Source organism: Streptomyces sp. NPDC096193, assembly GCF_040302905.1.
GTDB lineage: Bacteria > Actinomycetota > Actinomycetes > Streptomycetales > Streptomycetaceae > Streptomyces.
In genome coordinates this window covers 91135-115738 of sequence record NZ_JBEOSJ010000008.1, presented here as the reverse complement: position 1 = coordinate 115738, position 24604 = coordinate 91135, and the positions used below count along the sequence as shown (strand labels likewise).

Annotated in this window: 25 protein-coding genes; 20 read left to right on the top strand and 5 right to left on the bottom strand. The window is 69.4% G+C overall.

All coding sequences use genetic code 11. The features are described from left to right. Positions 1–55: 55 nt before the first annotated feature. The 14 genes from ABTX78_RS14685 to ABTX78_RS14620 all read left to right on the top strand — a co-directional run bounded on the left by ABTX78_RS14685 (position 56) and on the right by ABTX78_RS14620 (position 12847). Complete coding sequence (locus tag ABTX78_RS14685; RefSeq protein ID WP_352207162.1) at positions 56–703, top strand: L-threonylcarbamoyladenylate synthase; 648 nt, start codon at positions 56–58, stop codon at positions 701–703. Next, positions 700–1347, top strand: a complete 648-nt coding sequence (locus ABTX78_RS14680) for an arsenate reductase/protein-tyrosine-phosphatase family protein (protein WP_313944073.1) — start codon at positions 700–702, stop codon at positions 1345–1347. Before ABTX78_RS14685 ends, ABTX78_RS14680 begins: the two co-directional genes overlap by 4 nt. A 104-nt stretch (positions 1348–1451) precedes the next feature. Further along, entirely contained in the window at positions 1452–2723 is a 1272-nt protein-coding gene (gene glyA, locus ABTX78_RS14675) for a serine hydroxymethyltransferase (RefSeq protein WP_352207161.1), read from the top strand. 106 nt (positions 2724–2829) lie between these two features. Beyond that, positions 2830–4194, top strand: a complete 1365-nt coding sequence (locus tag ABTX78_RS14670) for an MraY family glycosyltransferase (RefSeq protein ID WP_352207160.1) — start codon at positions 2830–2832, stop codon at positions 4192–4194. Between the two features lie 260 nt (positions 4195–4454). Beyond that, entirely contained in the window at positions 4455–4892 is a 438-nt protein-coding gene (locus ABTX78_RS14665) for a Cg1360 family ATP-synthase-associated protein (RefSeq protein ID WP_352207159.1), read from the top strand. A gap of 225 nt (positions 4893–5117) precedes the next feature. Then, positions 5118–5936 carry a F0F1 ATP synthase subunit A gene (gene atpB / locus ABTX78_RS14660; protein WP_502993871.1) on the top strand — a complete coding sequence of 273 codons (819 nt, stop codon included), beginning with the start codon at positions 5118–5120 and terminating at the stop codon, positions 5934–5936. Between the two features lie 74 nt (positions 5937–6010). Further along, complete coding sequence (atpE, locus tag ABTX78_RS14655; protein ID WP_313944069.1) at positions 6011–6247, top strand: ATP synthase F0 subunit C; 237 nt, start codon at positions 6011–6013, stop codon at positions 6245–6247. Positions 6248–6286: 39 nt separating this feature from the next. Further along, on the top strand, positions 6287–6835 hold the full coding sequence (locus ABTX78_RS14650; protein WP_352207158.1) for a F0F1 ATP synthase subunit B: 549 nt from the start codon (positions 6287–6289) through the stop codon (positions 6833–6835). Then, positions 6832–7647 carry a F0F1 ATP synthase subunit delta gene (locus ABTX78_RS14645; protein WP_352207157.1) on the top strand — a complete coding sequence of 272 codons (816 nt, stop codon included), beginning with the start codon at positions 6832–6834 and terminating at the stop codon, positions 7645–7647. Before ABTX78_RS14650 ends, ABTX78_RS14645 begins: the two co-directional genes overlap by 4 nt. A 143-nt stretch (positions 7648–7790) precedes the next feature. Further along, the gene (gene atpA, locus ABTX78_RS14640) at positions 7791–9383 is read left to right on the top strand and encodes a F0F1 ATP synthase subunit alpha (RefSeq protein ID WP_352207156.1); all 1593 of its coding nucleotides are present in this window, start codon (positions 7791–7793) and stop codon (positions 9381–9383) included. 20 nt (positions 9384–9403) lie between these two features. Beyond that, positions 9404–10321 carry a F0F1 ATP synthase subunit gamma gene (locus ABTX78_RS14635; protein ID WP_352207155.1) on the top strand — a complete coding sequence of 306 codons (918 nt, stop codon included), beginning with the start codon at positions 9404–9406 and terminating at the stop codon, positions 10319–10321. After that, positions 10321–11763, top strand: coding sequence for a F0F1 ATP synthase subunit beta (gene atpD, locus ABTX78_RS14630; protein ID WP_352207154.1), 1443 nt, complete (start codon positions 10321–10323; stop codon positions 11761–11763). The genes ABTX78_RS14635 and atpD overlap by 1 nt, the downstream gene beginning before the upstream one ends. A 111-nt stretch (positions 11764–11874) precedes the next feature. Beyond that, a complete protein-coding gene (locus tag ABTX78_RS14625; protein WP_313944063.1) occupies positions 11875–12258 on the top strand; it encodes a F0F1 ATP synthase subunit epsilon in 384 nt (127 codons plus the stop codon). Positions 12259–12397: 139 nt separating this feature from the next. Continuing rightward, the gene (locus ABTX78_RS14620; RefSeq protein WP_340475432.1) at positions 12398–12847 is read left to right on the top strand and encodes a DUF2550 domain-containing protein; all 450 of its coding nucleotides are present in this window, start codon (positions 12398–12400) and stop codon (positions 12845–12847) included. A 74-nt stretch (positions 12848–12921) separates the two neighbouring features. On the opposite strand, the gene ABTX78_RS14615 is transcribed toward ABTX78_RS14620, so the two are convergent. The 3 genes from ABTX78_RS14615 to ABTX78_RS14605 all read right to left on the bottom strand — a co-directional run bounded on the left by ABTX78_RS14615 (position 12922) and on the right by ABTX78_RS14605 (position 16795). Next, a complete protein-coding gene (locus ABTX78_RS14615; RefSeq protein WP_352207153.1) occupies positions 12922–14769 on the bottom strand; it encodes a glycosyl hydrolase family 18 protein in 1848 nt (615 codons plus the stop codon). A gap of 158 nt (positions 14770–14927) precedes the next feature. Then, positions 14928–15593, bottom strand: coding sequence for a response regulator (locus tag ABTX78_RS14610; protein ID WP_352207152.1), 666 nt, complete (start codon positions 15591–15593; stop codon positions 14928–14930). Then, positions 15590–16795 (bottom strand): sensor histidine kinase, encoded by a 1206-nt coding sequence (locus ABTX78_RS14605; RefSeq protein WP_352207151.1) that lies wholly within the window; start codon positions 16793–16795, stop codon positions 15590–15592. Before ABTX78_RS14605 ends, ABTX78_RS14610 begins: the two co-directional genes overlap by 4 nt. A 150-nt stretch (positions 16796–16945) precedes the next feature. Here ABTX78_RS14605 and ABTX78_RS14600 point away from each other — a divergent pair, with 150 nt between their 5' ends. After that, positions 16946–17527: a hypothetical protein gene (locus ABTX78_RS14600; protein WP_352207150.1), complete on the top strand. Its 582-nt coding sequence runs from the start codon at positions 16946–16948 to the stop codon at positions 17525–17527. Positions 17528–17566: 39 nt separating this feature from the next. Here ABTX78_RS14600 and ABTX78_RS14595 read toward each other — a convergent pair whose 3' ends face one another. Beyond that, on the bottom strand, positions 17567–18139 hold the full coding sequence (locus tag ABTX78_RS14595) for a cob(I)yrinic acid a,c-diamide adenosyltransferase (protein WP_352207149.1): 573 nt from the start codon (positions 18137–18139) through the stop codon (positions 17567–17569). Between the two features lie 225 nt (positions 18140–18364). Here ABTX78_RS14595 and ABTX78_RS14585 point away from each other — a divergent pair, with 225 nt between their 5' ends. The 4 genes from ABTX78_RS14585 to ABTX78_RS14570 all read left to right on the top strand — a co-directional run bounded on the left by ABTX78_RS14585 (position 18365) and on the right by ABTX78_RS14570 (position 22825). Beyond that, on the top strand, positions 18365–18571 hold the full coding sequence (locus tag ABTX78_RS14585; RefSeq protein WP_352207288.1) for a hypothetical protein: 207 nt from the start codon (positions 18365–18367) through the stop codon (positions 18569–18571). Between the two features lie 125 nt (positions 18572–18696). Then, positions 18697–19545, top strand: a complete 849-nt coding sequence (locus tag ABTX78_RS14580; RefSeq protein WP_327680124.1) for a 3-hydroxyacyl-CoA dehydrogenase family protein — start codon at positions 18697–18699, stop codon at positions 19543–19545. Between the two features lie 166 nt (positions 19546–19711). Further along, positions 19712–20035, top strand: coding sequence for an STAS domain-containing protein (locus ABTX78_RS14575; protein ID WP_327680122.1), 324 nt, complete (start codon positions 19712–19714; stop codon positions 20033–20035). 330 nt (positions 20036–20365) lie between these two features. Next, positions 20366–22825, top strand: coding sequence for an ATP-binding protein (locus ABTX78_RS14570; RefSeq protein WP_352207148.1), 2460 nt, complete (start codon positions 20366–20368; stop codon positions 22823–22825). Between the two features lie 474 nt (positions 22826–23299). Here ABTX78_RS14570 and nucS read toward each other — a convergent pair whose 3' ends face one another. Beyond that, entirely contained in the window at positions 23300–23971 is a 672-nt protein-coding gene (gene nucS, locus ABTX78_RS14565; RefSeq protein WP_352207147.1) for an endonuclease NucS, read from the bottom strand. 239 nt (positions 23972–24210) lie between these two features. On the opposite strand from nucS, the gene ABTX78_RS14560 reads away from it, so the two are divergent. Beyond that, a complete protein-coding gene (locus tag ABTX78_RS14560) occupies positions 24211–24603 on the top strand; it encodes an SCO5389 family protein (RefSeq protein WP_266487491.1) in 393 nt (130 codons plus the stop codon). Position 24604 lies beyond the last annotated feature (1 nt).

The window sequence follows — 24604 nt, the reverse complement described above, 5'->3', positions numbered from 1 at the left end:
CGGCGCAGACGACACAGACGACGAAGATCTTGTACGTGTACGAGGAGGCCCACTGATGGCACGGCGATACGACTGCAACGACGCGACCGACCGCACGACGGGCCTGCGCGAGGCCGCGTCCGCCGTCCGCCGCGGTGAGCTCGTCGTGCTGCCCACCGACACCGTGTACGGGATCGGTGCCGACGCCTTCAGCTCCGAGGGCGTCGCGGACCTCCTGGCGGCGAAGGGGCGCGGCCGCAACATGCCCACCCCTGTCCTCATCGGGTCCCCGAACACCCTCCACGGCCTGGTCACCGACTTCTCCGAGCAGGCCTGGGAGCTCGTCGACGCCTTCTGGCCCGGAGCGCTCACCCTCGTCGCCAAGCACCAGCCGTCGCTCCAGTGGGACCTCGGGGACACCCGGGGCACCGTCGCGATCCGGATGCCGCTGCACCCCGTCGCGATCGAACTGCTCACCGAGGTCGGCCCGATGGCCGTGTCGTCCGCCAACCTCACCGGGCACCCTGCGCCCGAGGACTGTGACGCGGCGCAGGACATGCTCGGCGACTCCGTCTCCGTCTACCTCGACGGCGGTCCGACGCCGGGCATCGTGCCGTCCTCGATCGTCGACGTCACAGGCACGGTGCCGATTCTGCTGCGGGCGGGGGCGCTCGACGCGGACGAGCTCCGCAAAGTCGTACCCGACCTCGAGGTGGCCAATTGACCGCCCCTGAGGGGCGTGGCATAGGTGCGGCGACCGCAGTCGACACCTTCAGAATCCTCCACGTCAGCACCGGCAACGTGTGCCGCTCGCCGATCACCGAGCGGCTGACGCGGCATGCCCTCAGCGTGCGCCTCGGCGATCCCCTGACCCGCGGACTGATCGTGGAGAGCGCCGGCACCTGGGGTCACGAGGGCGCTCCGATGGAGGCCAACGCCGAGGTGGTCCTCGCCGACTTCGGCGCGGACGCGACCGGGTTCGTGGGGCGCGAGCTGCTGGACGAGCACGTGATCCGTGCGGACCTGGTCCTCACGGCGACCCGCGACCACCGGGCGCAGGTCATCTCGATGGGCCACTCGGCGGGCCTGCGGACGTTCACGCTGAAGGAGTTCACCCGGCTCGTACGGGCGATAGACCCGGCCACGCTGCCCGACACACGGGACGAGGGCGTCGTCGAGCGGGCGAGGGCCCTGGTCAGGGCCGCGGCCGCGCTGCGCGGCTGGCTGCTGGCGCCGAGCCCCGACGCGGACGAGGTGTACGACCCCTACGGCGCGCCCATCACGTTCTTCCGCTCGATCGGCGACGAGATCAACCAGGCCCTGGACCCGGTCGTCACCGCGCTGACGGGCATTCCCGCCCGGCGCTGAAGGCACGGGCGGCGACCCGCCACCCGGACGGAGCGATCGCCGGGCATCGCGCGGCCCACCGGCCTACATTGGACTTCACGGCCAGCCCACGCCTGGAGCCACAGATGCCGGTCACCGCAGCGCCCGACACCGCGAGCATCAGCCACCACGGTGGGGACTTCGACGCCCTGCGCCGTCAGGACCCCGAGATCGCCGAGGTGATCCTGGGGGAGGAGCAGCGGCAGAGCGACAGCCTCCAGCTCATCGCGGCGGAGAACTTCACCTCACCCGCCGTTCTCGCCGCCCTCGGCTCTCCGCTGGCCAACAAGTACGCCGAGGGCTATCCCGGCGCCCGCCACCACGGAGGCTGTGAACTGGTCGACGCCGCCGAGCGGATCGCCGTCCAGCGCGCGACCGCACTGTTCGGCGCGGAGCACGCCAATGTGCAGTCCCACTCCGGCTCCTCCGCGATCCTCGCGGCCTACGCGGCGCTGCTGCGGCCCGGCGACACCGTCCTCGCCATGGGACTGCCGTACGGCGGTCACCTCACCCACGGTTCGCCCGCGAACTTCTCGGGCCGCTGGTTCGACTTCGTCGGCTACGGCGTCGAGGCGGAGACCGGTGTCATCGACTACGACCAGGTGCGCACCCTGGCCCGCCGGCACCGGCCCAAGGCGGTGGTCTGCGGCTCCATCTCCTATCCCCGCCACCCCGACTACGCGTTGTTCCGCGAGATCGCGGACGAGGTCGGCGCGTATCTGATCGCGGACGCCGCCCACCCGATGGGGTTGATCGCCGGCGGCGCGGCGCCCAATCCCGTCCCGTACGCCGATGTGGTGTGCGCCACCACGCACAAGGTGCTGCGCGGACCGCGCGGCGGCATGATCCTGTGCGGCGCGGAGCTCGCGGAGCGCATCGACCGGGCGGTGTTCCCCTTCACCCAGGGCGGCGCCCAGATGCACACGATCGCCGCCAAGGCGGTGGCCTTCGGGGAGGCGGCGGCGCCGGCGTTCACGGCCTACGCCCATCGGGTGGTCGCGAACGCGCGCGTGCTCGCCGAGGAGCTCGCGGACGAGGGCTTCGCGGTCCTCACCGGCGGCACCGACACCCATCTGATCAGCGCGGACCCCGCTCCCCTCGGGGTGGACGGCAGGATCGCGCGCGGTCGTCTCGCCGCCGCCGGACTGGTCCTCGACACCTGTGCGCTGCCGTACGGGGACGGTCGCGGCATCCGGCTCGGGACCGCCGCCGTCACCACCCAGGGCATGGGGGAGACCGAGATGAGCCGGATCGCGTCGTTGTTCACCGCGGCGATTCGTGAAGAGGGCGAGGAGGCGAGGAAGATCCGTACGGACGTGCGCGAGATGGCCGGTAGATTTCCGCCCTACCAGAGGTAGCCGGAAGCATCTGCAACCATCTCCGGCGCCTGTATGTCCTCAACCATGGGGCGACCAGAGCTAGGGTGTGGGGCTGAGATGGCCAGCGATTCCTGTGGGGCAGCCCGTGCGTGATTACCTGCTGACGCTCTGTGTCACGGCTGCGGTGACCTATCTGCTGACCGGTCCGGTGCGGAAGTTCGCCATCGCGACCGGCGCGATGCCGGAGATCCGTGCCCGCGACGTACACCGCGAGCCGACGCCGAGACTCGGCGGCATCGCCATGTTCTTCGGCCTCTGCGCCGGTCTGCTGGTCGCCGACCATCTGCAGAACCTGAACAGCGTGTTCGAGCTGTCCAACGAACCGCGTGCGCTGCTCTCCGGAGCCGCCCTGATCTGGATCATCGGCGTCCTGGACGACAAGTTCGAGATCGACGCCCTGATCAAGCTCGGCGGACAGATGATCGCCGCGGGTGTGATGGTGATGCAGGGTCTGACGATCCTGTGGATCCCGGTGCCCGGTGTGGGGACGGTCTCGCTGACCTCCTGGCAGGGCACCCTGCTGACCGTGGCGCTCGTCGTCATCACGATCAACGCCGTGAACTTCGTCGACGGCCTGGACGGACTGGCCGCCGGCATGGTGTGCATCGCCGCCGCGGCCTTCTTCCTCTACGCCTACCGCATCTGGTTCAGCTACGGGATCGAGGCGGCGGCCCCCGCCAGCCTCTTCACCGCCATCCTGATGGGCATGTGCCTCGGCTTCCTGCCGCACAACATGCATCCGGCGCGCATCTTCATGGGCGACTCGGGATCGATGCTGATCGGTCTGGTGCTGGCGGCGGCGGCGATCTCGGTGACCGGCCAGGTGGATCCGGACGCTCTCAAGATCTTCGAGGGCAGCACCCGTGAGGCCACGCACGCGGCACTGCCCGTCTTCATCCCGCTGCTGCTGCCGCTGACGATCATCGCGATCCCGGTCGCGGACCTGGTGCTGGCGATCGTCCGCCGCACCTGGAACGGCCAGTCGCCGTTCGCCGCCGACCGCGGGCACCTCCACCACCGGCTGCTGGAGGTCGGACATTCGCACAGCCGCGCTGTCCTGATCATGTACTTCTGGTCCGCGCTGATCGCGTTCGGTGTGGTCGCGTACTCCGTGCACTCGGCGTCCATGTGGATCGTGATGCTCGTCGTCGCGCTGAGCGCGGTGGGCCTGGTGCTTCTGCTGCTGCCGCGCTTCACACCGCGGGCGCCGCGCTGGGCCGAGGCGTTCGTCCCGCCCCGCTACCGCCGCCGTGCGGTGCGGCCGCACGTCGCCGAGTCCTCGTCGGCGCGCGACGTACAGGGCGAGCCGGCGGTGTCCGGTGCCGCGGAGTTCCCGGCGGCCGCGGAGCCGCAGGAGCGGACGCCGATCCCGGCGGGCGTCAACGGAGCGACGGCGATCGGCGCTCGCTCGCGCCTCCCTGACCGGCGGAAGGCCGGCACGCGCGGCTGACCTTTCCGGTATGTCGCCTATTACCAGACATAGCGGCGGCTTGTCGTGCACACACGCGCGCGTTCACTCTCATGTGTGAGAGTTGGCACACCTCCGGGTAAAGACCTCATCAAATAGTTTGTGATACCGTTCACGAGACCCGGAGACAGAGCCGAAGGACCGTAGTGCGACGGTTGGTTGGCCCCGAGACCCATCTCGGACCGGGACTACGCTCGTCCATGACGACACCACTGCCCCCACCAGCAAGCGGAGCTGCCGCCATGCCGTCCAACGACGCACGCTCACTCCTTCTCACCGCCGTCCCCACCGCCGCGGCCGGCGCGATCGCCGCTGTGATCAGTGGAGTGGTCGCCGGTGGGAAAGGGGCGCTCGGCGCGGCGGTCGGCGCACTGGTGGTCATCGTCTTCATGGGGATCGGCATCGTGGTCCTCCAGCGGACCGCCAAGCAGTTCCCGCAGCTCTTCCAGGCCATGGGCCTGATGCTGTACACGACGCAGCTGCTGGTGCTCTTCATCTTCGTCGCGGCGTTCAAGGACACGACGCTGTTCAACCCCAAGGCGTTCGCTGCGACGTTGGTCGCCGCCACGCTCGTCTGGGTGTCAGCGCAGGCCCGTGCCCACATGAAGGCCAAGATTCTCTACGTCGAGCCGGAACCGTCTGCTCCCCGTCAGGGCGAAACGACGGGGTCCTCGACGTGACAGGTAGGGCCGGTATAAATGCCCGTTCGAGACCCTGCTATCGTCCGGTGCCAACTGCGGCACTGCGGGCGCGGGCATCCGAGCTGACGCCTGCTCGACGCGAGGCTTCGACGCCTGACCGCCGCCCCCACATCCGAAACACCACTCCGGTGCCGACTCGCGGCTGCGCGCCGCTCCGACACAACGAGGTTGCCGAACCCATGCGTCACGCCGAAGGAGCCCGCGGTGAGTGCTGAACAGACCACGCTCGCCTTTGACTGGAGCTGCCGCATCATGGCCGACAACGGCTGTGGCTTTCCGGCACCGGGCCTGCACTCCTTCCTTTTCCAGCCGATCTTCACCGTCGGAGGCTTCGAGTTCAACAAGGTGATGCTGCTCGCGCTGCTCACCTCGTTGGTCGTCGTCACCTTCTTCACGCTGGCTTTCGGGAAGGCAAAGGTCGTCCCCGGCAAGCTCCAGATGATCGGTGAGGCCGGCTACGACTTCGTACGCCGCGGCATCGTCTACGAGACCCTCGGCAAGCGGGAGGGTGAGAAGTACGTCCCGCTGATGGTCTCCATCTTCTTCTTCGTCTGGATCATGAACATCTGGTCCGTGATCCCGCTGGCACAGTTCCCCGTGTCATCGATCATCGCGTACCCGATCGTGCTGGCCCTGATCGTCTACGTGATCTGGGTGTCCCTGACGTTCAAGCGCCACGGCTTCGTCGGCGGCTGGAAGAACATCACCGGCTACGACAACTCGCTCGGCCCGATCAAGTGGCTGGTCTCGTTCATCGAGTTCTTCTCGAACCTGCTGGTCCGGCCGTTCACGCACGCCGTGCGACTCTTCGCCAACATGTTCGCCGGTCACCTGATGCTGGTGATGTTCACCGTCGCCTCCTGGTACCTGCTGAACAGCTGGCTGATCCCGGCCGCCGGTGTCTCGTTCGTGATGACGATCGCCATGATCGGCTTCGAGCTCTTCGTGCAGGCCGTCCAGGCATACGTCTTCGTCCTCCTGGCCTGCACCTACATTCAGGGCGCTCTCGCCGAGCACCACTGAGCCCTCGCCCGCACCACCAAGAAGCGTCCGGTGGCCAACCCCCACCGGTCCGTTAATGAAAAGGAAGAATCAGCATGGCTGCCACTGAGACCCTCGCCGCCGTCACCGGTTCGCTCGGCTCCATCGGCTACGGCCTCGCCGCGATCGGCCCCGGCATCGGTGTCGGCATTGTCTTCGGTAACGGCACCCAGGCTCTTGCCCGTCAGCCCGAGGCTGCCGGCCTGATCCGTGCCAACCAGATCCTCGGTTTCGCCTTCTGTGAGGCGCTCGCCCTCATCGGCATCGTTCTGCCGTTCGTTTACGGTCAGTGATCCTCGTTTCGCTGACCACTTTCGACGAAAGGCATTGATGTGATCGCCAACATCGTTCAGCTGGCGGCCGGGGAAGAGCAGAATCCGCTCCTTCCTCCGGGCCCCGAGCTGCTCGTCGGCCTGATCGCCTTCGCCGTCGTCTTCTTCTTCTTCGCGAAGAAGCTCCTCCCGAACATCAACAAGGTTCTGGAAGAGCGTCGCGAGGCCATCGAAGGCGGCATGGAGAAGGCCGATGCGGCCAAGATCGAGGCCGAGAGCGTCCTTGAGCAGTACAAGGCTCAGCTTGCCGAGGCCCGTCATGAAGCCGCTCGTATGCGCCAGGAGGCGAACGAGCAGGGCACCGCGATCATCCAGGAGATGAAGGCGGAAGGCCAGCGGCAGCGTGAGGAGATCATCGCGGCCGGCCACGCCCAGATCGAGGCCGACCGCAAGGCTGCGGCTGCCGCGCTGCGTCAGGACGTGGGCACGCTCGCGACCGAGCTGGCCGGCAAGCTCGTGGGTGAGTCCCTCGAGGACGTCGCACGGCAGAGCCGGACCATCGACCGCTTCCTCGACGACCTCGAGGAGAAGGCCGAGGCGACGCGATGAACGGAGCGAGCCGCGAGGCACTGGCTGCCGCGCGTGAGTCCCTCGACGCGCTGACGGACAACACGTCCGTCGACGCCGCGGGGCTCGCCGAGGAGCTGGCCGCCGTCACCGCGCTGCTCGACCGCGAGGTGTCGCTGCGTCGGGTCCTGACCGACCCGGCGCAGGCCGGCGAGGCGAAGGCCGAGCTGGCGGCGCGCCTGCTGAGCGGTCAGGTAGGTGGCGAGACCGCCGATCTGATCTCCGGCATGGTCCGCTCCCGCTGGTCGAGGTCGCGCGACCTGGTCGACGCGATCGAGGAGCTGGCGTCCACCGCCGAGCTCATCGCCGCGCAGCGCAGGGGCGTGCTCGACAACGTCGAGGACGAGCTGTTCCGGTTCAGCCGGATCGTCGCGTCCAACACCGGGCTCCGGGCCGCGCTGACCGACAAGTCGGCGTCGCCGTCCTCCAAGGCGGAGCTGCTGCGCAGCCTGCTGGGCGGCAAGGCGGATCCGGCCACCGAGCGACTGATCGTGCGTCTTGTCACCTCACCCCGGGGACGTAGCCTGGAGCAGGGACTCGACTCCCTGTCCAAGCTCGCTGCCGGGCGCAGGGAGCGGACGGTCGCGGTCGTCACCTCGGCGGTCCCGCTCACCGACCGGCAGAAGCAGCGCCTCGGTGCCGCTCTGGCGAAGCTGTACGGCCGCGACATGCACCTGAACCTGGACGTGGACCCCGAGGTCCTCGGCGGGATCTCGGTGCGGGTCGGTGATGAGGTCATCAACGGCACCATCGCGGACCGCCTCGACGAGGTGGCCCGTCGCATGGCCGGCTGACCCGGCCGCCTTCAACTGAACACGACAGACGAGCAGTACCAGCGGCCCGGTTGGGCCGTGCAGAAATTGCAGAAGATTCCTGGGGGTCGGCCCCCAGACCCCCTAAGAAACTTCGGGCCCAACAAGGAGAGCAGGGAACCCAGATGGCGGAGCTCACGATCCGGCCGGAGGAGATCCGGGACGCGCTGGAGAACTTTGTCCAGTCGTACAAGCCGGACGCGGCCTCGCGCGAGGAGGTCGGGACGGTCAGCGTTGCCGGCGACGGCATCGCGAAGGTCGAGGGACTGCCCTCGGCCATGGCGAACGAGCTGCTGAAGTTCGAGGACGGCACCCTCGGTCTCGCCCTCAACCTCGAGGAGCGCGAGATCGGTGCGGTCGTCCTCGGCGAGTTCAGCGGTATCGAGGAGGGACAGCCGGTGCGCCGCACCGGAGAGGTCCTCTCCGTCGGCGTCGGCGAGGGCTACCTCGGCCGTGTCGTCGACCCGCTCGGCAACCCGATCGACGGCCTCGGCGAGATCGAGACCGACGGACGCCGCGCCCTGGAGCTGCAGGCCCCTGGCGTCATGATCCGTAAGTCGGTGCACGAGCCGATGCAGACCGGCTACAAGGCCGTCGACGCCATGGTGCCGATCGGCCGCGGTCAGCGTCAGCTGATCATTGGTGACCGTCAGACCGGCAAGACCGCTCTGGCCGTCGACACGATCATCAACCAGCGCGACAACTGGCGCTCGGGCGACGTGAACAAGCAGGTGCGCTGCATCTACGTCGCCATCGGCCAGAAGGGCTCCACCATCGCGTCCGTGCGCGGTGCCCTGGAGGAAGCCGGCGCCCTGGAGTACACGACCATCGTCGCCGCTCCGGCGTCCGACCCGGCCGGCTTCAAGTACCTGGCGCCGTACACCGGATCGGCCATCGGCCAGCACTGGATGTACGCCGGCAAGCACGTCCTGATCATCTTCGACGACCTGTCGAAGCAGGCCGACGCCTACCGCGCCGTGTCGCTGCTGCTGCGCCGTCCGCCGGGCCGTGAGGCGTACCCCGGTGACGTCTTCTACCTGCACTCGCGTCTGCTGGAGCGCTGCGCCAAGCTCTCCGACGACATGGGCGCCGGTTCGATGACCGGTCTGCCGATCGTCGAGACCAAGGCGAACGACGTGTCGGCGTTCATCCCGACCAACGTCATCTCCATCACCGACGGCCAGTGCTTCCTGGAGTCCGACCTGTTCAACGCGGGCCAGCGCCCGGCGCTGAACGTCGGTATCTCGGTCTCCCGTGTCGGTGGCTCCGCCCAGCACAAGGCCATGAAGCAGGTCTCCGGCCGTCTTCGCGTGGACCTCGCCCAGTACCGCGAGCTGGAGGCGTTCGCCGCCTTCGGTTCCGACCTGGACGCGGCCTCCAAGGCGCAGATGGAGCGCGGCAAGCGCATGGTCGAGCTGCTGAAGCAGGGCCAGTACCAGCCGATGCCCGTCGAGGAGCAGGTCGTCTCCGTCTGGGCCGGTACCACCGGCAAGATGGACGACGTCCCGGTCCAGGACATCCGGCGCTTCGAGGCCGAGCTGCTCGAGTACCTGCGCCGCGAGCGCAAGGAGCTGCTGACCAGCATCGCCGAGGGCGGCAAGATGTCGGACGACACCCTGCAGTCCATCGCCGACGCGATCACCGCCTTCAAGCGTCAGTTCGAGACCTCGGACGGCCAGCTTCTGGGCGACGACGCTCCGGTCAGCACGAGCAAGTGACGACGGAAGGGACCTGACTCATGGGAGCCCAGCTCCGGGTCTACAAGCGTCGCATCAAATCCGTCACCGCGACCAAGAAGATCACCAAGGCGATGGAGATGATCGCCGCCTCGCGCATCGTCAAGGCGCAGCGCCAGGTGTCGGCCTCCACGCCGTACGCCACCGAGCTCACCCGCGCGGTGACCGCGGTGGCCACGGGGTCGAACACCCAGCACCCCCTCACCACCGAGGTGGAGTCCCCGGTCCGCGCCGCGGTTCTGCTCATCACGAGCGACCGCGGTCTGGCCGGCGGTTACTCCGCCAACGCCATCAAGGCGGCGGAGCAGCTCACCGAGCGGCTCCAGGGCGAGGGCAAGGAGGTCGTCAGCTACATCGTCGGCCGCAAGGGTGTCGCGTACTACGGCTTCCGTGAGCGCAAGGTCACGGAGTCGTGGACCGGGTTCACCGACAACCCGACGTACGCGGACGCCAAGAAGGTCGCCGCACCGCTGATCGAAGCGGTCCAGCAGGACACGGCCGAGGGCGGCGTGGACGAGCTCCACATCGTCTTCACCGAGTTCGTCTCGATGCTGACGCAGACGCCGGTGCAGAACCGGCTGCTGCCGCTCAGCATCGAGCAGGCGGCGGAGGAGAGCGGCACCAAGGGCGAGATTCTGCCCCTGTTCGACTTCGAGCCGTCGGCGGAGGACGTCCTCGACGCCCTGCTGCCGCGCTACGTCGAGAGCCGGATCTACAACGCGCTGCTCCAGGCCGCCGCTTCCAAGCACGCTGCCACCCGCCGCGCGATGAAGTCGGCGACCGACAACGCCGGGGAGCTCATCAAGAGCCTCTCCCGGCTTGCCAACGCGGCCCGCCAGGCCGAAATCACCCAGGAAATCAGCGAGATCGTCGGTGGCGCCAGCGCCCTGGCCGACGCGACCGCGGGGAGTGACAAGTAATGACGACGACAGTTGAGACGGCCGTTGCCACGGGCCGCGTCGCCCGGGTCATCGGCCCGGTCGTCGACGTGGAGTTCCCCGTCGACGCAATGCCGGAGATCTACAACGCGCTCACCGTCGAGGTGGCCGACCCGGCCGAGGACGGCAAGCTCAAGACGCTGACCCTCGAGGTCGCCCAGCACCTCGGCGAGGGCCTGGTCCGCGCGATCTCGATGCAGCCCACCGACGGTCTGGTCCGCCAGGCCACGGTGACGAACACCGGCGCGGGCATCACCGTTCCGGTCGGCGACTTCACCAAGGGCAAGGTGTTCAACACTCTCGGTGAGGTGCTGAACGTCCCCGAGGCGAACAGCGAGACCACCGAGCGCTGGCCGATCCACCGCAAGGCGCCCAGCTTCGACCAGCTCGAGTCCAAGACCGAGATGTTCGAGACGGGCATCAAGGTCATCGACCTTCTCACCCCGTACGTCAAGGGTGGAAAGATCGGTCTGTTCGGTGGTGCCGGTGTCGGCAAGACCGTTCTGATCCAGGAAATGATCTACCGCGTCGCCAACAACCACGACGGTGTGTCGGTGTTCGCGGGCGTCGGTGAGCGTACCCGTGAGGGCAACGACCTCATCGAGGAGATGACCGAGTCCGGCGTCATCGACAAGACGGCGCTTGTCTTCGGTCAGATGGACGAGCCCCCGGGCACCCGTCTTCGCGTCGCGCTGGCCGGTCTGACCATGGCGGAGTACTTCCGCGATGTGCAGAAGCAGGACGTGCTCTTCTTCATCGACAACATCTTCCGGTACACCCAGGCCGGCTCCGAGGTGTCCACCCTGCTCGGCCGTATGCCGTCCGCGGTGGGTTACCAGCCGAACCTGGCCGACGAGATGGGTCTGCTGCAGGAGCGCATCACCTCGACGCGTGGTCACTCGATCACGTCGATGCAGGCGATCTACGTCCCCGCCGACGACCTGACCGACCCGGCCCCGGCCACCACCTTCGCCCACCTCGACGCGACGACGGTTCTCTCCCGTCCGATCTCCGAGAAGGGCATCTACCCGGCCGTGGACCCGCTGGACTCCACGTCCCGCATCCTGGACCCGCGCTACATCACGCAGGAGCACTACGACACGGCGACCCGTGTCAAGGGTGTCCTGCAGAAGTACAAGGACCTCCAGGACATCATCGCGATTCTCGGTATCGACGAGCTGGGCGAGGAGGACAAGCTCGTTGTCCACCGCGCCCGTCGCGTGGAGCGCTTCCTGTCCCAGAACACCCACGTCGCCAAGCAGTTCACCGGCGTGGACGGCTCGGACGTGCCGCTCGACGAGTCGATCACCGCGTTCAACTCGATCTGCGACGGAGAGTACGACCACTTCCCCGAGCAGGCGTTCTTCATGTGCGGTGGCATTGAGGACCTCAAGGCCAACGCCAAGGAGCTCGGCGTCTCCTGAGTCCCGTGACTCGTGAAAGGGGGCGGGGTCCGTCCCGCCCCCTTTCGTACGCCCCGTAGAATTGACCCAACACCCGGCAGAACCGCCGGGTGGTGACCCGAGGAGCCACCCTTGGCTGCTGAGCTGCACGTCGAGCTGGTCGCCGCTGACCGGCAGGTATGGTCCGGCGAGGCCACCCTGGTCGTCGCGCGCACCACGTCCGGCGACATCGGCGTCATGCCCGGTCACCAGCCGCTGCTCGGTGTGCTGGAGTCGGGCCCGGTGACCATCCGTACCAGCTCTGAAGGCGGAGCCGGGACTGTCGTCGCCGCGGTGCATGGCGGTTTCATCTCCTTCGCCGACAACAAGCTCTCGCTGCTGGCGGAGATTGCGGAGCTGGCGGACGAGATCGATGCACAGCGCGCCGAGCGCGCGCTGGAGCGCGCCAAGTCCGACGACGACGCCGCCGCAGAGCGCCGTGCCGACGTCCGACTGCGTGCGGTGGCGGTGCGCTGAGCACCCCGCCGACAGTTGTCACCCTCAGCCGCGGCCCGGACTGGACACCTCCAGACCGTGTCGCGGCTGAGGCAATGCAGGCGCACATGGGAACCCCAGTGCGGACCATGACGAGATCGATGCGAGGAGGTCGGTGGAGATGTTCCTCGCTCTGCTTGTGAGCGGTCTGGTCTTCGTCGCGCTGGTGGGGATCGGGCTCTTCGTCTTCGGTCTGCGCCGTCGCCTGATCCAGCGTTCCGGCGGCACGTTCGACTGCAGCCTGCGCTGGAACATCCTGGACGAGACGGATGTCTCCGGCAAGGGCTGGGTGTACGGCGTCGCCCGGTACAGCGGCGACCGCATCATGTGGTTCCGCGTCTTCTCGTACTCGCCGCGTCCCCGCCGGGTTCTGGAGCGCTCGGCCATCGAGGTCGTGGCCCGCCGTACTCCCGAGGGCGAGGAGGAGCTGGCGCTGCTGTCCGACGCGATCGTGCTGGGCTGTGTCCACCGGGGTACGCGTCTGGAGCTCGCGATGAGCGAGGACGCGCTGACCGGTTTCCTCGCCTGGCTGGAGGCGGCGCCTCCCGGACAGAGGGTGAATGTCGCCTAGGCGCCTGTCGTACCAGGGCATGAAGAAGCCGGGATGGACGGGGACGGACCCGTTCCACCCCGGCTTCGGTCTGTTTACCGCAGTCCGGTGTGGACCGCGTCGGCGAGTTCACCGTTCGCGGTGTCGCCGCTGAACTCCCAGTAGAAGGCGCCCTTGAGGCCCTGGCTCTTCACCCAGGACATCTTGGTGCCGACCGTGGCGGGGGTGTCGTAGCTCCACCAGTTGCTGCCGCACTTGGCGTAGGCGGTGCCGGCGACGGTACCGGTGGACGGGCAGGTCACCTTGAGGACTTTGTAGTCCTCGTTGCCCGGCTCGTACGTGCCGGGGGCCGGGCCGGTGGCGGTGCCGCCCGGGGTGGCCTGGGTGACGCCGGTCCAGCCGCGGCCGTAGAAGCCGATGCCGAGGTTCAGCTTGCTGCCGCTGATGCCCTTGCCCTTGAGCTTGGTGATGGCGGCCTCGGAGGTGAAGCCCTCCTGCGGGATGCCCGCGTACGAGGTGAGCGGGGAGTGCGGGGCCGTCGGGCCCTGGGCGGCCCAGGTGCCGAAGAAGTCGTACGTCATGACGTTGTAGAAGTCGACGTACTGGGCGGCGCCCGCGTAGTCGGCGGCGTCCAGCTTGCCGCCGTTGGTGCCGTCGGCGGAGATCGCGGCGGTGACGAGGTTGCCCGAGCCGAACCTGGCGCGCATGGCTTGCATCACGTTCCTGAGCGACGCGGGGCCGGAGGTGTCGCAGGTCAGACCGCAGGCGTTGGGGTACTCCCAGTCCAGGTCGATGCCGTCGAAGACATCGGCCCAGCGCGGGTCCTCCACCAGCTGGTAGCAGGACTCGGCGAACGCGGCCGGATTGGCCGCGGCCTGGCCGAAGCCGCCGGACCAGGTCCAGCCGCCGAACGACCACAGGATCTTGATGTTCGGGTACTGGGCCTTGAGCTTGCGCAGCTGGTTGAAGTTGCCGCGCAGCGGCTGGTCCCAGGTGTCGGCCTTGCCGTCGACGCTCTGGTCGGCGGTGTAGGCCTTGTCGTAGTCGGCGAAGGCGTCACCGATGGTGCAGCGGCCGCCCTGGACGTTGCCGAAGGCGTAGTTGATGTGGGTGATCTTGGCCGCGGTGCCGGAGGTCACCAGGTTCTTCACGTGGTAGTTGCGCTGGTAGACGCCCCAGTTGGTGAAGTAGCCGAGCTTGACCTTGTCGCCCGGTCCGGGGTCGGTGCCGCCGCCGGTGGTCCGCACGGCGCGTGAGCCGCTGACCGGTCCCGTCTGGTCGGCGGTGTCGCGGGCCTGGACCGTGTACGAGTAGTCCGTGCCGGCGGTGAGTCCGGTGTTGGTGTACGTGAGTCCGGTGACCGTCGCGACCCGGGTGCCGTCGCGGAGCACGTCGTAGTTCTTGATGCCCTTGTCGTCGGTCGCGGCGGCCCAGCTGAGGGTCACCGCGGTGTTGGTGATGCCGGAGGCGGAGGGGGTGCCGGGCGCGGAGGGCGGATTGTCGCCCGGGAGGCTGCCGCCGTCGCAGGAGGCGCCGTTGAGCTTGCAGCCGGAGGGGGAGCCGCTGCCGGTGCCGTTGAAGCCGAAGGAGACGGAGGCGCCGGGGGCGAGGGAGCCGTTCCAGGCCTTGTTCCTGGCGGTCCAGTGGGTGCCGGAGCTGGTGACGTCCGCGTCCCAGGCGGACGTGACCGCGGTGCCGGCGGGGAAGTCCCACTCGACGGTCCAGGAGCTGAGGGAGGTGGTGCCGGTGTTCTTCACCGTCCACTTGCCCTCGAACCCGGAGCCCCAGTCGGAGGTCTTGGCGTAGGTGGCGGTTGCCGAGGGGGCGGCCTCGGCCGGGGAGGCGAGGCCGACCATGGCGGCCAGGGGGAGCAGGAGGGCGGTGAGTGCCGCCGTCGCTCTGGATCTGAATCTTCCGCCGGTGCGGGAGGTGCTCGTTCTCAAGGGATGCTCCTCGAGTTGCGGACGGACAGGACGGGTCGGTCCGAGCAGGCACGCGAGCGGGGCTCACCGCAGCGTGCTGTGCGGTGAGAGTAGGAAGGTCTGGACCAATCGTCAATAGGTCCAGACCAAAGGCGGGTCAACTCCCGGCGGATCCCCGCTCAGACGCCCAACTCCTGGGCGAGCACCGCGGCTTGGACCCGGCTGCGCAGCTCCAGCTTCCCCAGCAGCCTGCTGACATGCGTCTTCACCGTCGCCTCCGCCATCAGAAGGCGGGCCGCGATCTCGGCGTTCGACAGTCCCTCGCCCAGACAGCCGAGGACCTCACGCTCCCGGCGGGTGAGCACGTCGAGGATCGCCGGGTCGGGAGCGTCGGGGGAGCGTACGGGCCGCGGGGTGGCGAACTCCGCGATCAGCCGCCGGGTCACGGCCGGCGCGATCAGTCCCTCGCCGCGGGCCACCGTGCGCACGGCCTGCAGCAGATCGTGGGCGTCCGTGTTCTTCAGCAGGAAGCCCGCCGCACCCGCCCGCAGGGCCCCGAAGACGTACTCGTCCAGATCGAAGGTCGTCAGCACCAGCACGTCCGCGAGCTTCTCCTCGACGACCTGTCGCGTCGCCGAGACGCCGTCGAGCCGCGGCATCTGCACATCCATCAGCACCAGATCAGGTCGCAGTTCGCGCGCGAGACGCACCGCTGCCTCGCCGTCAGCCGCCTCACCGACGACCTCGATGTCCGGCGCGCTGCCGAGGATGAGCACCAGGCCCGCCCGCACCGCGCTCTGGTCCTCCGCGACGAGCACGCGTACGCGCCCTGCTCCCTGGGTCATGCCGACGGCTCTCCTTCGTCCCGTACGGGCAGCACCGCCCGTACGCACCAGATCTTCTCCGGACCCTGCGGGGGCCCTTCGGTGGGTCCCGCCGCGAACTCCCCGTCCAGCAGCACCACCCGCTCCCGCATACCGACCAGGCCCGCTCCCGAACCGGGCGCGCGCGGACCGGGCCGGCGGCCGAAGGGGCTGGTCACCGTGACCGTGAGGGCCCGGCCCGTCGCATGGGCGAGGGCGATGCGGACCTGCCCCGACTCCGCGTGCTTGAGGGCGTTCGTCAGCGACTCCTGCACGATCCGGTACGCCGCCAGTTCCACCGGCGCGGGCAGCCTGGCGCCGTTCTCGCGCCGGTCGTCGAGCGTGAAGTCGAGCCCGCTGCCCGAGCCGTTCGTACGCGCCTGCTCGACCAGCGACTCCAGTCCGTCGAGCGTCGGGGCGGCGGCCGGCTCCTGGTCGTCGCTGCTGTCCCGCAGCAGTCCGATCAGCCGGCGCATCTCCCCGAGCCCTTGGACGCTGTTCTCGCGGATCACCTCCAGCGCGCCCTGGGTGGTCTTCGGATCGTCGAGCGAGAGCGCTGCGGTGGAGTGGATGGCGATGGCGGAGAGGTGGTTGGCGACCATGTCGTGCAGTTCGCGCGCCATCCGGGCGCGCTCGGCCGTCACGGCCTGGACCCGGTCCATCTCGGCGAGCAGCGCGGTCTGCTGGGCCCGCAGCTTCGCCGCCTCGGCGGCCTCACGGTGATTGCGGATGATCGCGCCGGTGGTGGCCGGGGCGAAGCTGACCAGGCCGGTGACCACGCCCAGCAGCAGGGCTGCCGGGTCACGGAACCAGGCGAGGAAGGTGAGGGTCGAGGCGACCGTGATCAGACCGGTGATCACCGGGACCCGGCGGGCGGTGCCGGGCGAGCCGTACACCACCGACGCGTAGACGAGGTCCGTGAACATCAGCACGGTGAAGAGGTTCCCGACCGTGAACTGGTCGGCCACCACCGCCACCGTCCCTGCCAGCAGACACGTCCGTGGCATCGACCTGCGCAGCAGCTCCAGGAGCGCCGTCACGCCGAGCGGCACCAGAGCCGCCCACGGGGGCAGGAAGTCCCGGTTCTCCGTGACGTGGAGCCCGAACGACCACAGCACGACACCGCCGAAGAGCATGGCCACGGCCAGGAGCACATCGTCGCGATGAGGGCGGGGGAAGGTCACCACCCCATGAAACACGGCGGCGGACACGTGCCGCCTCCCCGTGCGGGGTGAGCCGCGGCTACATCGAAGGATGCAGTGCCACTTCCTCACTGCCGACGACGTCCGGCGGCCGGGCGGCCGGGACGCTGGAAGCAACGAAGGGAGAGTGCCGTGATCGTCACGCTGATCGTGATCTGCGAGGTCGGCTTCTGGGTGCTGCTGGCCGCGGGGCTCGCCACGCGCTATCTGCTGAAGATGCCGCGTGCGGGTATGGCCCTGCTGCTGTGCGAACCGCTGCTGGAGGTCGTCCTGCTGGTCGTGACGGCACTCGACCTGAAGAACGGGGGAGAGCCGAGCTGGAAGCACGGGCTGGCCGCGCTCTACATCGGCTACACGGTCGGACACGGCCACCGCACCATCAAGTGGCTCGACGGCCACGCCGCCCACCGCTTCGGCGGCGCGCCGCCCCCGGTGAAGCCGCCGCGCTACGGCATGGCGCGGGCGAAGCACGAGGGCAAGGTGTGGACCGGCACGCTGATCGCGGCCGCCGTCGCCACCGGGCTCCTCCAGCTCGCCGTCTGGTACGTGGACGACCCGAGCCGGACCGGTCCGCTGCAGAGCTGGATGTACGTCGCCTGGCGCACCGCGGGCATCCACGGGCTGATCGCTCTCACGTACACGATCTGGCCCAAGAAGGCCCCGGCGGCCGAGGCGACGTCCGACCGTGAACCGGTCCGGCTGGAGCGTCGGTGACTCCCCGGGGACCAGGCCCCGGCGGGGGGAGCGTGCGGGTCAGCGCTCCCCGCCCGGGACCCACAGCACGTCGCCCGTCTCCTTGTTCGCCGTCCTCGCCAGGATGAACAGCAGATCGGAGAGGCGGTTGAGATAGGTCGCGGTGAGCGGGTTCATCGTTTCGCCGTGCGCCTCCAGCGCCGCCCACGTCGAGCGCTCGGCACGGCGGACGACCGTGCAGGCGTGGTGCAGCAGGGCCGCCCCCGGTGTCCCGCCCGGCAGGATGAAGCTGCGCAGCTTCTCCAGCTCGTCGTTGAACCGGTCGCAGTCCGCCTCGAGACGGTCGATGTAGAACTGCTCGACCCGCAGCGGCGGGTACTCGGGGTCGGCCACCACCGGGGTCGACAGGTCCGCGCCCACGTCGAAGAGATCGTTCTGGACCCGGACCAGGACCGCGACGACCTCGTCCGGAAGCTGCCCCAGCGCGACCGCGGTGCCGATGACCGCGTTGGCTTCGTTGGCGTCGGCATACGCCGAGATCCGCAGATCGGTCTTGGCGGTCCTGCTCATGTCGCCGAGAGCCGTCGTGCCCTGGTCGCCGGTACGGGTGTAGATGCGCGTCAGATTGACCATATGGCCAGCCTAGGGTCTGTCGTTCGGGCCAGGGCACGGGAGCCGTCCCGATCCGGACGACAGACCAGGGTTACGCACCGGCCCGGCGGAAGCCACATGCGCCGACCGTCACGGCGACGGCGGAGAGCCCGAGGGCGATCGGAGCTTCGCAGAGCATGGAGGCCGTCGCGTACCGGCCGACGTACGCGTCCCGTTTCCGCCCACCAGACGGCGGAACGGCATCAGATGCGAGAGCACGTCCGGCCACCCCGGCGCCGGGGTCGCCGATCGGCTCTCCCGCCGCACGGCACGGTGCCCGGCCGGATCGGCGCGGAGGCGGTCAAGCGGCGCGCAGCGGCCAAGGGGTCTGGTGAAGCCCTCGTCCTCCTCGCCGAGATGGAGGAGCTGCTGGGTGAGCGGGTCCTTCGCCACGCGGTCCGCGCCACGGAATGACGCGTACCAGTGTGATGTCCGTCATCTGAGACGTGACGCGCATCTCTTCGCCGCCCCACGGCACCTCACGAGCGCTAACCTCCGCCGGAGAGGCGAAATGTAAACAGGTGTTAAGGGGTGTCGCAGTGGCCAGGAAGCTCGCCGTCATCGGGGCCGGACTCATGGGGTCCGGTATCGCGCAGGTCTCTGCCCAGGCGGGCTGGGACGTGGTTCTGCGTGATGTCACCGACGAGGCGCTGACCCGCGGCAAGGACGGCATCAAGGCTTCGTACGAGAAGTTCGTCTCCAAGGGCAAGCTCGAAGCCTCCGACGCGGAAGCCGCGTTGGCGCGCATCACCACCACGACCGACCTGGACGCCGTCGCCGACGCGGACATCGTCGTGGAGGCCGTCTTCGAGAAGCTCGAGGTCAAGCACGAGATCTTCCGTGCGCTGGACAAGCTCGTACGCGACGACGCCGTGCTGGCCTCCAACACGTCCGCCATCCCGATCACCAAGATCGCGGCCGTGACGGAGCGTCCGGAGCGCGTCGTGGGCGCGCACTTCTTCTCGCCCGTCCCGATGATGCAGCTGTGCGAACTCGTGCGCGGCTATAAGACCAGCGACGAAACCCTCGCCACCACACGGGAGTTCGCCGAGTCCGTCGGGAAGACCTGCATCGTCGTCAACCGCGACGTCGCGGGCTTCGTGACCACCCGTCTCATCTCGGCGCTCGTCGTGGAGGCCGCGAAGCTCTACGAGTCGGGCGTCGCCTCCGCGGAGGACATCGACATCGCCTGCAAGCTGGGCTTCGGCCACGCCATGGGGCCGCTCGCGACCGCCGACCTGACGGGCGTGGACATCCTGCTGCACGCGACGAGCAACATCTACACCGAGTCCCAGGACGAGAAGTTCGCGCCGCCGGAGCTGATGCGCCGGATGGTGGACGCCGGTGACATCGGACGCAAGAGCGGGCAGGGCTTCTACAAGCACTGATCTTCCAGAACCGATGTGGCATCACCCCATGGGGTGAATTCGGTATCGGTTCGCTTACAAACAGCAACCAGTCGGCCCACGCGGCAGTCAGTTGTTGCAAGGCAGCAGAGCAGCCAGAGCAGACAGAGTCGGTCACAGGGCACTGAAGCACTCTCGGGGAGCGCATATGCACATCAGGGGCGACCACGCCGAGCTGGTCGTCGGGGGCCGCCTCGACGTCCGCAGCGCGGCGGACGCCCGTACGGTCCTGCACACGGCCGTCGACGACGGAGTCGGCGACCTGGTGCTCGACCTGACCGACCTCGACTCCTGGGACGCCACCGGGCTCGGGGTCATCATGGGCGCCCACCGGCGTGCCGGCCGCTGCGGGCGAAGACTGGTTCTGCGCGGAGTGCCGCCGCAGATGCAGCGCCTGCTGGTGGCCACCCGACTGCACCGCATCCTCGCGATCGAGGGCGGCCTCGCCGCCGAGTCGCTGCCGCGGGTCTGACACTCCCGGGCGGAGTTGCCCGAGTTGGGGCGGAATCGATCCTTCCGGGGATGAACGTTCCGCCCGCGCGCACCGTGCGCCACCTCGCAATCCTCACGAGAATGTGACGTCCCGGGCGAGGCGGCACCCCCATGGTTCGGCGTTACCCTGCAACCGTCTAGGGTTCGGTCGCCCGCCGTTTTGACGAACCCACGCGGCGGGCACCGGACCCGAAGCGACAGCGGGGCGTGCAGTGGCCGGGAGGGACATCGGCACGTGGCTCCGCCACAGAGTCAACAGAATCTTGGCGGGGACGAACCTATGCGAAGCCGCATCTGGGGGGCTTGAATCATGGACAAGGACAGTTTCGGCGAGGGCGCGGGCCAGCCGCGCCCGCCGCGCGACCCCGGCACGCCCGACTTCGGACAGCATGTGCCCGCACTCGCGCGCACCGTTCGGATTGTCGCGGGCGACTTCCTGCTCACCGTCAATCCCGTCGACGGCAGCGAGATAGAACCCTGCCCGCCGGGAGAGACGCCGGCCGCGCCCGTCCGCCGCACCGCCGAGGAACGGACCGAGCTCCAGCGCGCCGCGCAGCCGCCCGTGCCGCCCGGCCCGCCCGCGCCGCGGCTCCCGCTGCTGGAGCGCGACGAGGAACGCGAGCGGCTGGTGCGGCTGCTGGGCCGAGGGCGCTCCGTACGCCTGTCGGGGCCCGCGGGCTCCGGGCGCAGCGCCCTCCTCGACACCGTCGCCGACGACTGCGCCACGCTCGCACCCGACGGCGTCGTGCGCCTGAACGGACTGCACCGCACCCCCACGGATCTGTTGCACGAACTGTTCGCGGCCGTGTACAAGGCGCCGCAGCGCCGGCCCGACCGTGCGAGCCTGCCGGCGCACGTCCGCGAGATAGGCGCGATCGTCGTCCTCGACGACCTCGAATTCGGCGGCACGTCGCTCACCGAACTGCTCGACGCGGCACCCGAGTGCGCCTTCCTCCTCGCCGCCACCCCCGACGTCCCGGCGCCCGGCGCCGACGCGCAGCTCGAAGAGGTCGGCCTCACGGGCCTCGGCCGAGCCGCCTCGCTGGACCTCCTCCAGCGCACCGTCGAACGGCCGCTGACCGAGGACGAGACGAACTGGGCGGGCGACCTCTGGTTCGAGTCCGAGGGCCTTCCGCTGCGCTTCGTGCAGGCGGGCGCACTGCTGCGGCAGTGCGACGAACTGCGCGCCGACCCGGAGGCCTTCGAGGCGTACGCGCCGTACGACGCGGCCGAGGGCAACGACGTACCGCTGCCCAGCCTGGGCGAGGGCGCGGCGCCCGCCGCGCTGCTCGCCTCCCGGCTGAGCGACTCCGCCCGGGAGACCCTGCGCTTCGCGGTCGCACTCGGCGGCGAGGTGCCGCACCAGGCACACCTCCCCGCGCTCGTGGGGGACACCCACGCGGACGCGGCGCTCGGCGAACTGATGAGCTGCGGCCTGCTCTCACCGGTCGGCGGACGCTACCGGCTGGCCGCCGGGGTGCCGGCCCAGCTCACGGAGAAGGGGTACGCCGAGGACGCGGCGGCCCATGCCCACACGGCGGCCCAGCACTACGCCTGGTGGGCCGGACACCCGTCCGTCACCCCCGAACGCGCCGTCGCCGAGTCGGACGCGCTGCTGGCCGCGCTCGCGGCGCTGGTGCCGGGTACGGAGGCGGGCCACCCCAGCGCGGCCGTCCTGCTCGCCCGCAGCGCCGCACCGGCCTTTGCGGCCGGGATGCACTGGGGCGCGTGGGAACGTGTCCTGCGTGTGGGGTCCGAAGCCGCTCGAATAGCGGGCGAGGTAGCCGAAGAAGCGTACTTCCACCACGAATTGGGCATCCTGGCGCTCTGCACGGACAGCCTGGACCGGGCGCGCGCCGAGCTGGAGGCGTCGATCGCCCTGCGCGGCGCACTCGCCGACAAGAGCGGAACGGTCGCCGGACGCCGGGCGCTCGCGCTCGTCACGGACCGCGAGAACGGGCTCGTGCCGAGTGTTCCCGCCCCTGCCGTCCCGGCGGGCAGGGAAGCGGCCCCGGCGCGCCAGAAGGAGCCCTCCTCGCCCGCGAAGGGGAAGACGGCGAACCTGCCCGTGCCACTCGCGGGCCTCGGGACGTCGCGGCCCACGTTCCCGACGGTGAGCACGACGCCGGAGTCGCCGGTCGCCGGCGGTACGCCGGTCAACGGAAGCACGAAGAAGCGCCGGCGTCCCGCGGTACTCGACAGCAGCCGCAACCTCGTCGCCGCGGGTGCGGGCGCGCTGCTCGCCGTCGTGCTCGGCACGGTGGTGACGCTGGGCGCGACCTCGGACAAGCAGGATCCGCCGAGCGACAAGGTCGGCAACGGCCAGTCGGCGAACGAGGACGACGGCCAGGACGGCCTCACCGCGGACGAGCCCGCGAACGACTCGGACGACGCCCCGAGCGACCCCTCCGAGGCCCCGGACCCGTCGGGAGAGGTGACGCCGGGGTCGAGCGCGTCGACGGACGGGGTGGAGGGGCCGGGGGACGAGGTTTCGCCGAGCAGGTCGAAGCCGGGGGGTGCGTCGCCGTCGGGGAAGCCGAAGCCGACGAAGTCCTCGGAGCAGCCGACGCCGACGAAGTCGACCCCGCCGCCGACCACGCCGTCCACGACGCCTTCGACCCCTACGCATACGCCCACTCCGTCGGACGGGACCACATCGCCGGGCACGCCGGGCGAGGACACGTCGGCGGGCGGGCCCAGCGGGACGTCGGGTGCGCCGATGACGAGCAGTGCGCCGGTGTCCGATCCGGCGGGGGACCCGGTCATCTGAGGGGGCGCGGGCCCTTGCGGGGCGCGCCCCCCGGGACCTCGCGCCTCAATCGCCGGCGGGGCTAGGTGTGCGGGGTGTGGAAATCCAGCCGGTCCGGCGGGGCGGGGTGTGCGGGCCGTGGAAATCCGGCCCGTCCGGCGGGGCAAGGTGCGCGGGCCGTGGAATTGCAGCCCGTCCGGCGTTTGAGGACACCGCCCGGAGGGCGGTGCCGCCGCGGCGTGTGGCTCGGGTCGTGGCGGGGCGCTGCCCCGGACCCGCGCCTCAATCGCCGGCGGGGCTTGCTTTTTCAGCCGGTCCGGCGTTTGAGGACACTGCCCGGAGGGCGGTGCCGCCCCCGCGGCCTATGGCGCGGGCTCTTGCGGGGCGCTGCCCCGGCCCCCGCGCCGTGATGTGCAGCCCTGGTAACCCAGCCTGTCCGGCGATTGAGGACCAGGGGCACTCGGGGACAGCGCCCCCGAGAAACACCCGCCCCGCTCAGAACAGCCGCAGCTTGTCGTCCTCGATGCCCCGCATCGCGTTGTAGTCCAGCACCACACACCCGATGCCCCGGTCCGTCGCCAGCACCCGTGCCTGCGGTTTGATCTCCTGGGCCGCGAACACGCCCTTCACCGGCGCCAGATGCGGGTCCCTGTTCAGCAGTTCCAGGTAGCGGGTCAGCTGTTCCACGCCGTCGATCTCGCCGCGGCGCTTGATCTCCACCGCGACCGTCGCGCCGTCCGCGTCCCGGCACAGGATGTCCACCGGGCCGATGGCCGTGGGGTATTCGCGGCGGATCAGGCTGTAGCCCTGGCCGAGCGTCTCGATGCGGTCGGCGAGGAGTTCCTGCAGATGCGCCTCCACACCGTCCTTGATCAGGCCGGGGTCCACACCGAGCTCGTGGGAGGAGTCGTGGAGGATTTCCTCCATCGTGATGATCAGTTTCTCGCCCGCTTTGTTGATGACCGTCCACACGCCGTCGGTCTCGTCGGAGCCCTCCTTCAGTGTGCAGGGAGGGGACATCCAGTTCAGGGGTTTGTAGGCCCTGTCGTCAGCGTGGATCGAGACGCTGCCGTCCGCCTTGACCAGGATCAGACGGGGTGCAGAGGGCAGGTGGGCGGTGAGCCGGCCCGCGTAGTCCACGGAGCAGCGGGCGATGACAAGACGCATGGTCGGCAACGCTACTCGACGCACGCGGTCGCGCGCGATTCGCCCTACAAGCCCCGTTCGTTGATGGCCGGTTGTGCTCCCAATCTCCTGGTGTCGTCAGGACTGCGCACTTACCGTGGATGCAGGAGGTTGTCGGTTGCGCACTCTGCGTCGTCATGCGTGGCTCATGTCGTCGTGTCCGGCACCCTCCTTCCCTGCCCGTAAGGCCCCGTCGACCCGGGGTCGCGAGAGGAGAACCCATGTCGCTCGACGTCTCACCGGCGCTTTTGGAACAGGCCGAGCGAGGCGAGGTCGATGAAGCAGCATTCGTCGACTGCGTCCGGACCTCCCTGCCCTTTGCATGGGAGATGATCAGTTCGCTGGTGGCACAGCTGAAGGTCGACGGCGGGGACTTCGCCGACAACCAGACGCCTCCGCCGGACGAGCAGGCACGTGGTCAGCTGCTGCGTGCACTCGCGAGTGATGCCATTCGCGGTGCGTTGCAGCGGCACTTCGGAGTGCGTCTGGCATTCCAGAACTGCCACCGCGTCGCGGTGTTCCCGCTGGATTCATCGGTGGACGAGCGGCTCGCCCGCTTCACTTCTATACGGGGCCAGTTGCTCAATCAGTCGCCCGAACTGCGCGACTGCTGAT

What these genes read in the sequence shown, in the direction of transcription:
- ABTX78_RS14685 (WP_352207162.1), top strand. Translation starts at nt 56, where the DNA reads ATGGCACGGCGATACGACTGCAACGACGCGACCGACCGCACGACGGGC.
- glyA (WP_352207161.1), top strand. Translation starts at nt 1,452, where the DNA reads ATGCCGGTCACCGCAGCGCCCGACACCGCGAGCATCAGCCACCACGGT.
- ABTX78_RS14665 (WP_352207159.1), top strand. Translation starts at nt 4,455, where the DNA reads ATGCCGTCCAACGACGCACGCTCACTCCTTCTCACCGCCGTCCCCACC.
- atpE (WP_313944069.1), top strand. Translation starts at nt 6,011, where the DNA reads ATGGCTGCCACTGAGACCCTCGCCGCCGTCACCGGTTCGCTCGGCTCC.
- ABTX78_RS14645 (WP_352207157.1), top strand. Translation starts at nt 6,832, where the DNA reads ATGAACGGAGCGAGCCGCGAGGCACTGGCTGCCGCGCGTGAGTCCCTC.
- atpA (WP_352207156.1), top strand. Translation starts at nt 7,791, where the DNA reads ATGGCGGAGCTCACGATCCGGCCGGAGGAGATCCGGGACGCGCTGGAG.
- ABTX78_RS14635 (WP_352207155.1), top strand. Translation starts at nt 9,404, where the DNA reads ATGGGAGCCCAGCTCCGGGTCTACAAGCGTCGCATCAAATCCGTCACC.
- atpD (WP_352207154.1), top strand. Translation starts at nt 10,321, where the DNA reads ATGACGACGACAGTTGAGACGGCCGTTGCCACGGGCCGCGTCGCCCGG.
- ABTX78_RS14620 (WP_340475432.1), top strand. Translation starts at nt 12,398, where the DNA reads ATGTTCCTCGCTCTGCTTGTGAGCGGTCTGGTCTTCGTCGCGCTGGTG.
- ABTX78_RS14610 (WP_352207152.1), bottom strand. Translation starts at nt 15,593, where the DNA reads ATGACCCAGGGAGCAGGGCGCGTACGCGTGCTCGTCGCGGAGGACCAG.
- ABTX78_RS14595 (WP_352207149.1), bottom strand. Translation starts at nt 18,139, where the DNA reads ATGGTCAATCTGACGCGCATCTACACCCGTACCGGCGACCAGGGCACG.
- ABTX78_RS14585 (WP_352207288.1), top strand. Translation starts at nt 18,365, where the DNA reads ATGCGAGAGCACGTCCGGCCACCCCGGCGCCGGGGTCGCCGATCGGCT.
- ABTX78_RS14575 (WP_327680122.1), top strand. Translation starts at nt 19,712, where the DNA reads ATGCACATCAGGGGCGACCACGCCGAGCTGGTCGTCGGGGGCCGCCTC.
- ABTX78_RS14570 (WP_352207148.1), top strand. Translation starts at nt 20,366, where the DNA reads ATGGACAAGGACAGTTTCGGCGAGGGCGCGGGCCAGCCGCGCCCGCCG.
- nucS (WP_352207147.1), bottom strand. Translation starts at nt 23,971, where the DNA reads ATGCGTCTTGTCATCGCCCGCTGCTCCGTGGACTACGCGGGCCGGCTC.
- ABTX78_RS14560 (WP_266487491.1), top strand. Translation starts at nt 24,211, where the DNA reads ATGTCGCTCGACGTCTCACCGGCGCTTTTGGAACAGGCCGAGCGAGGC.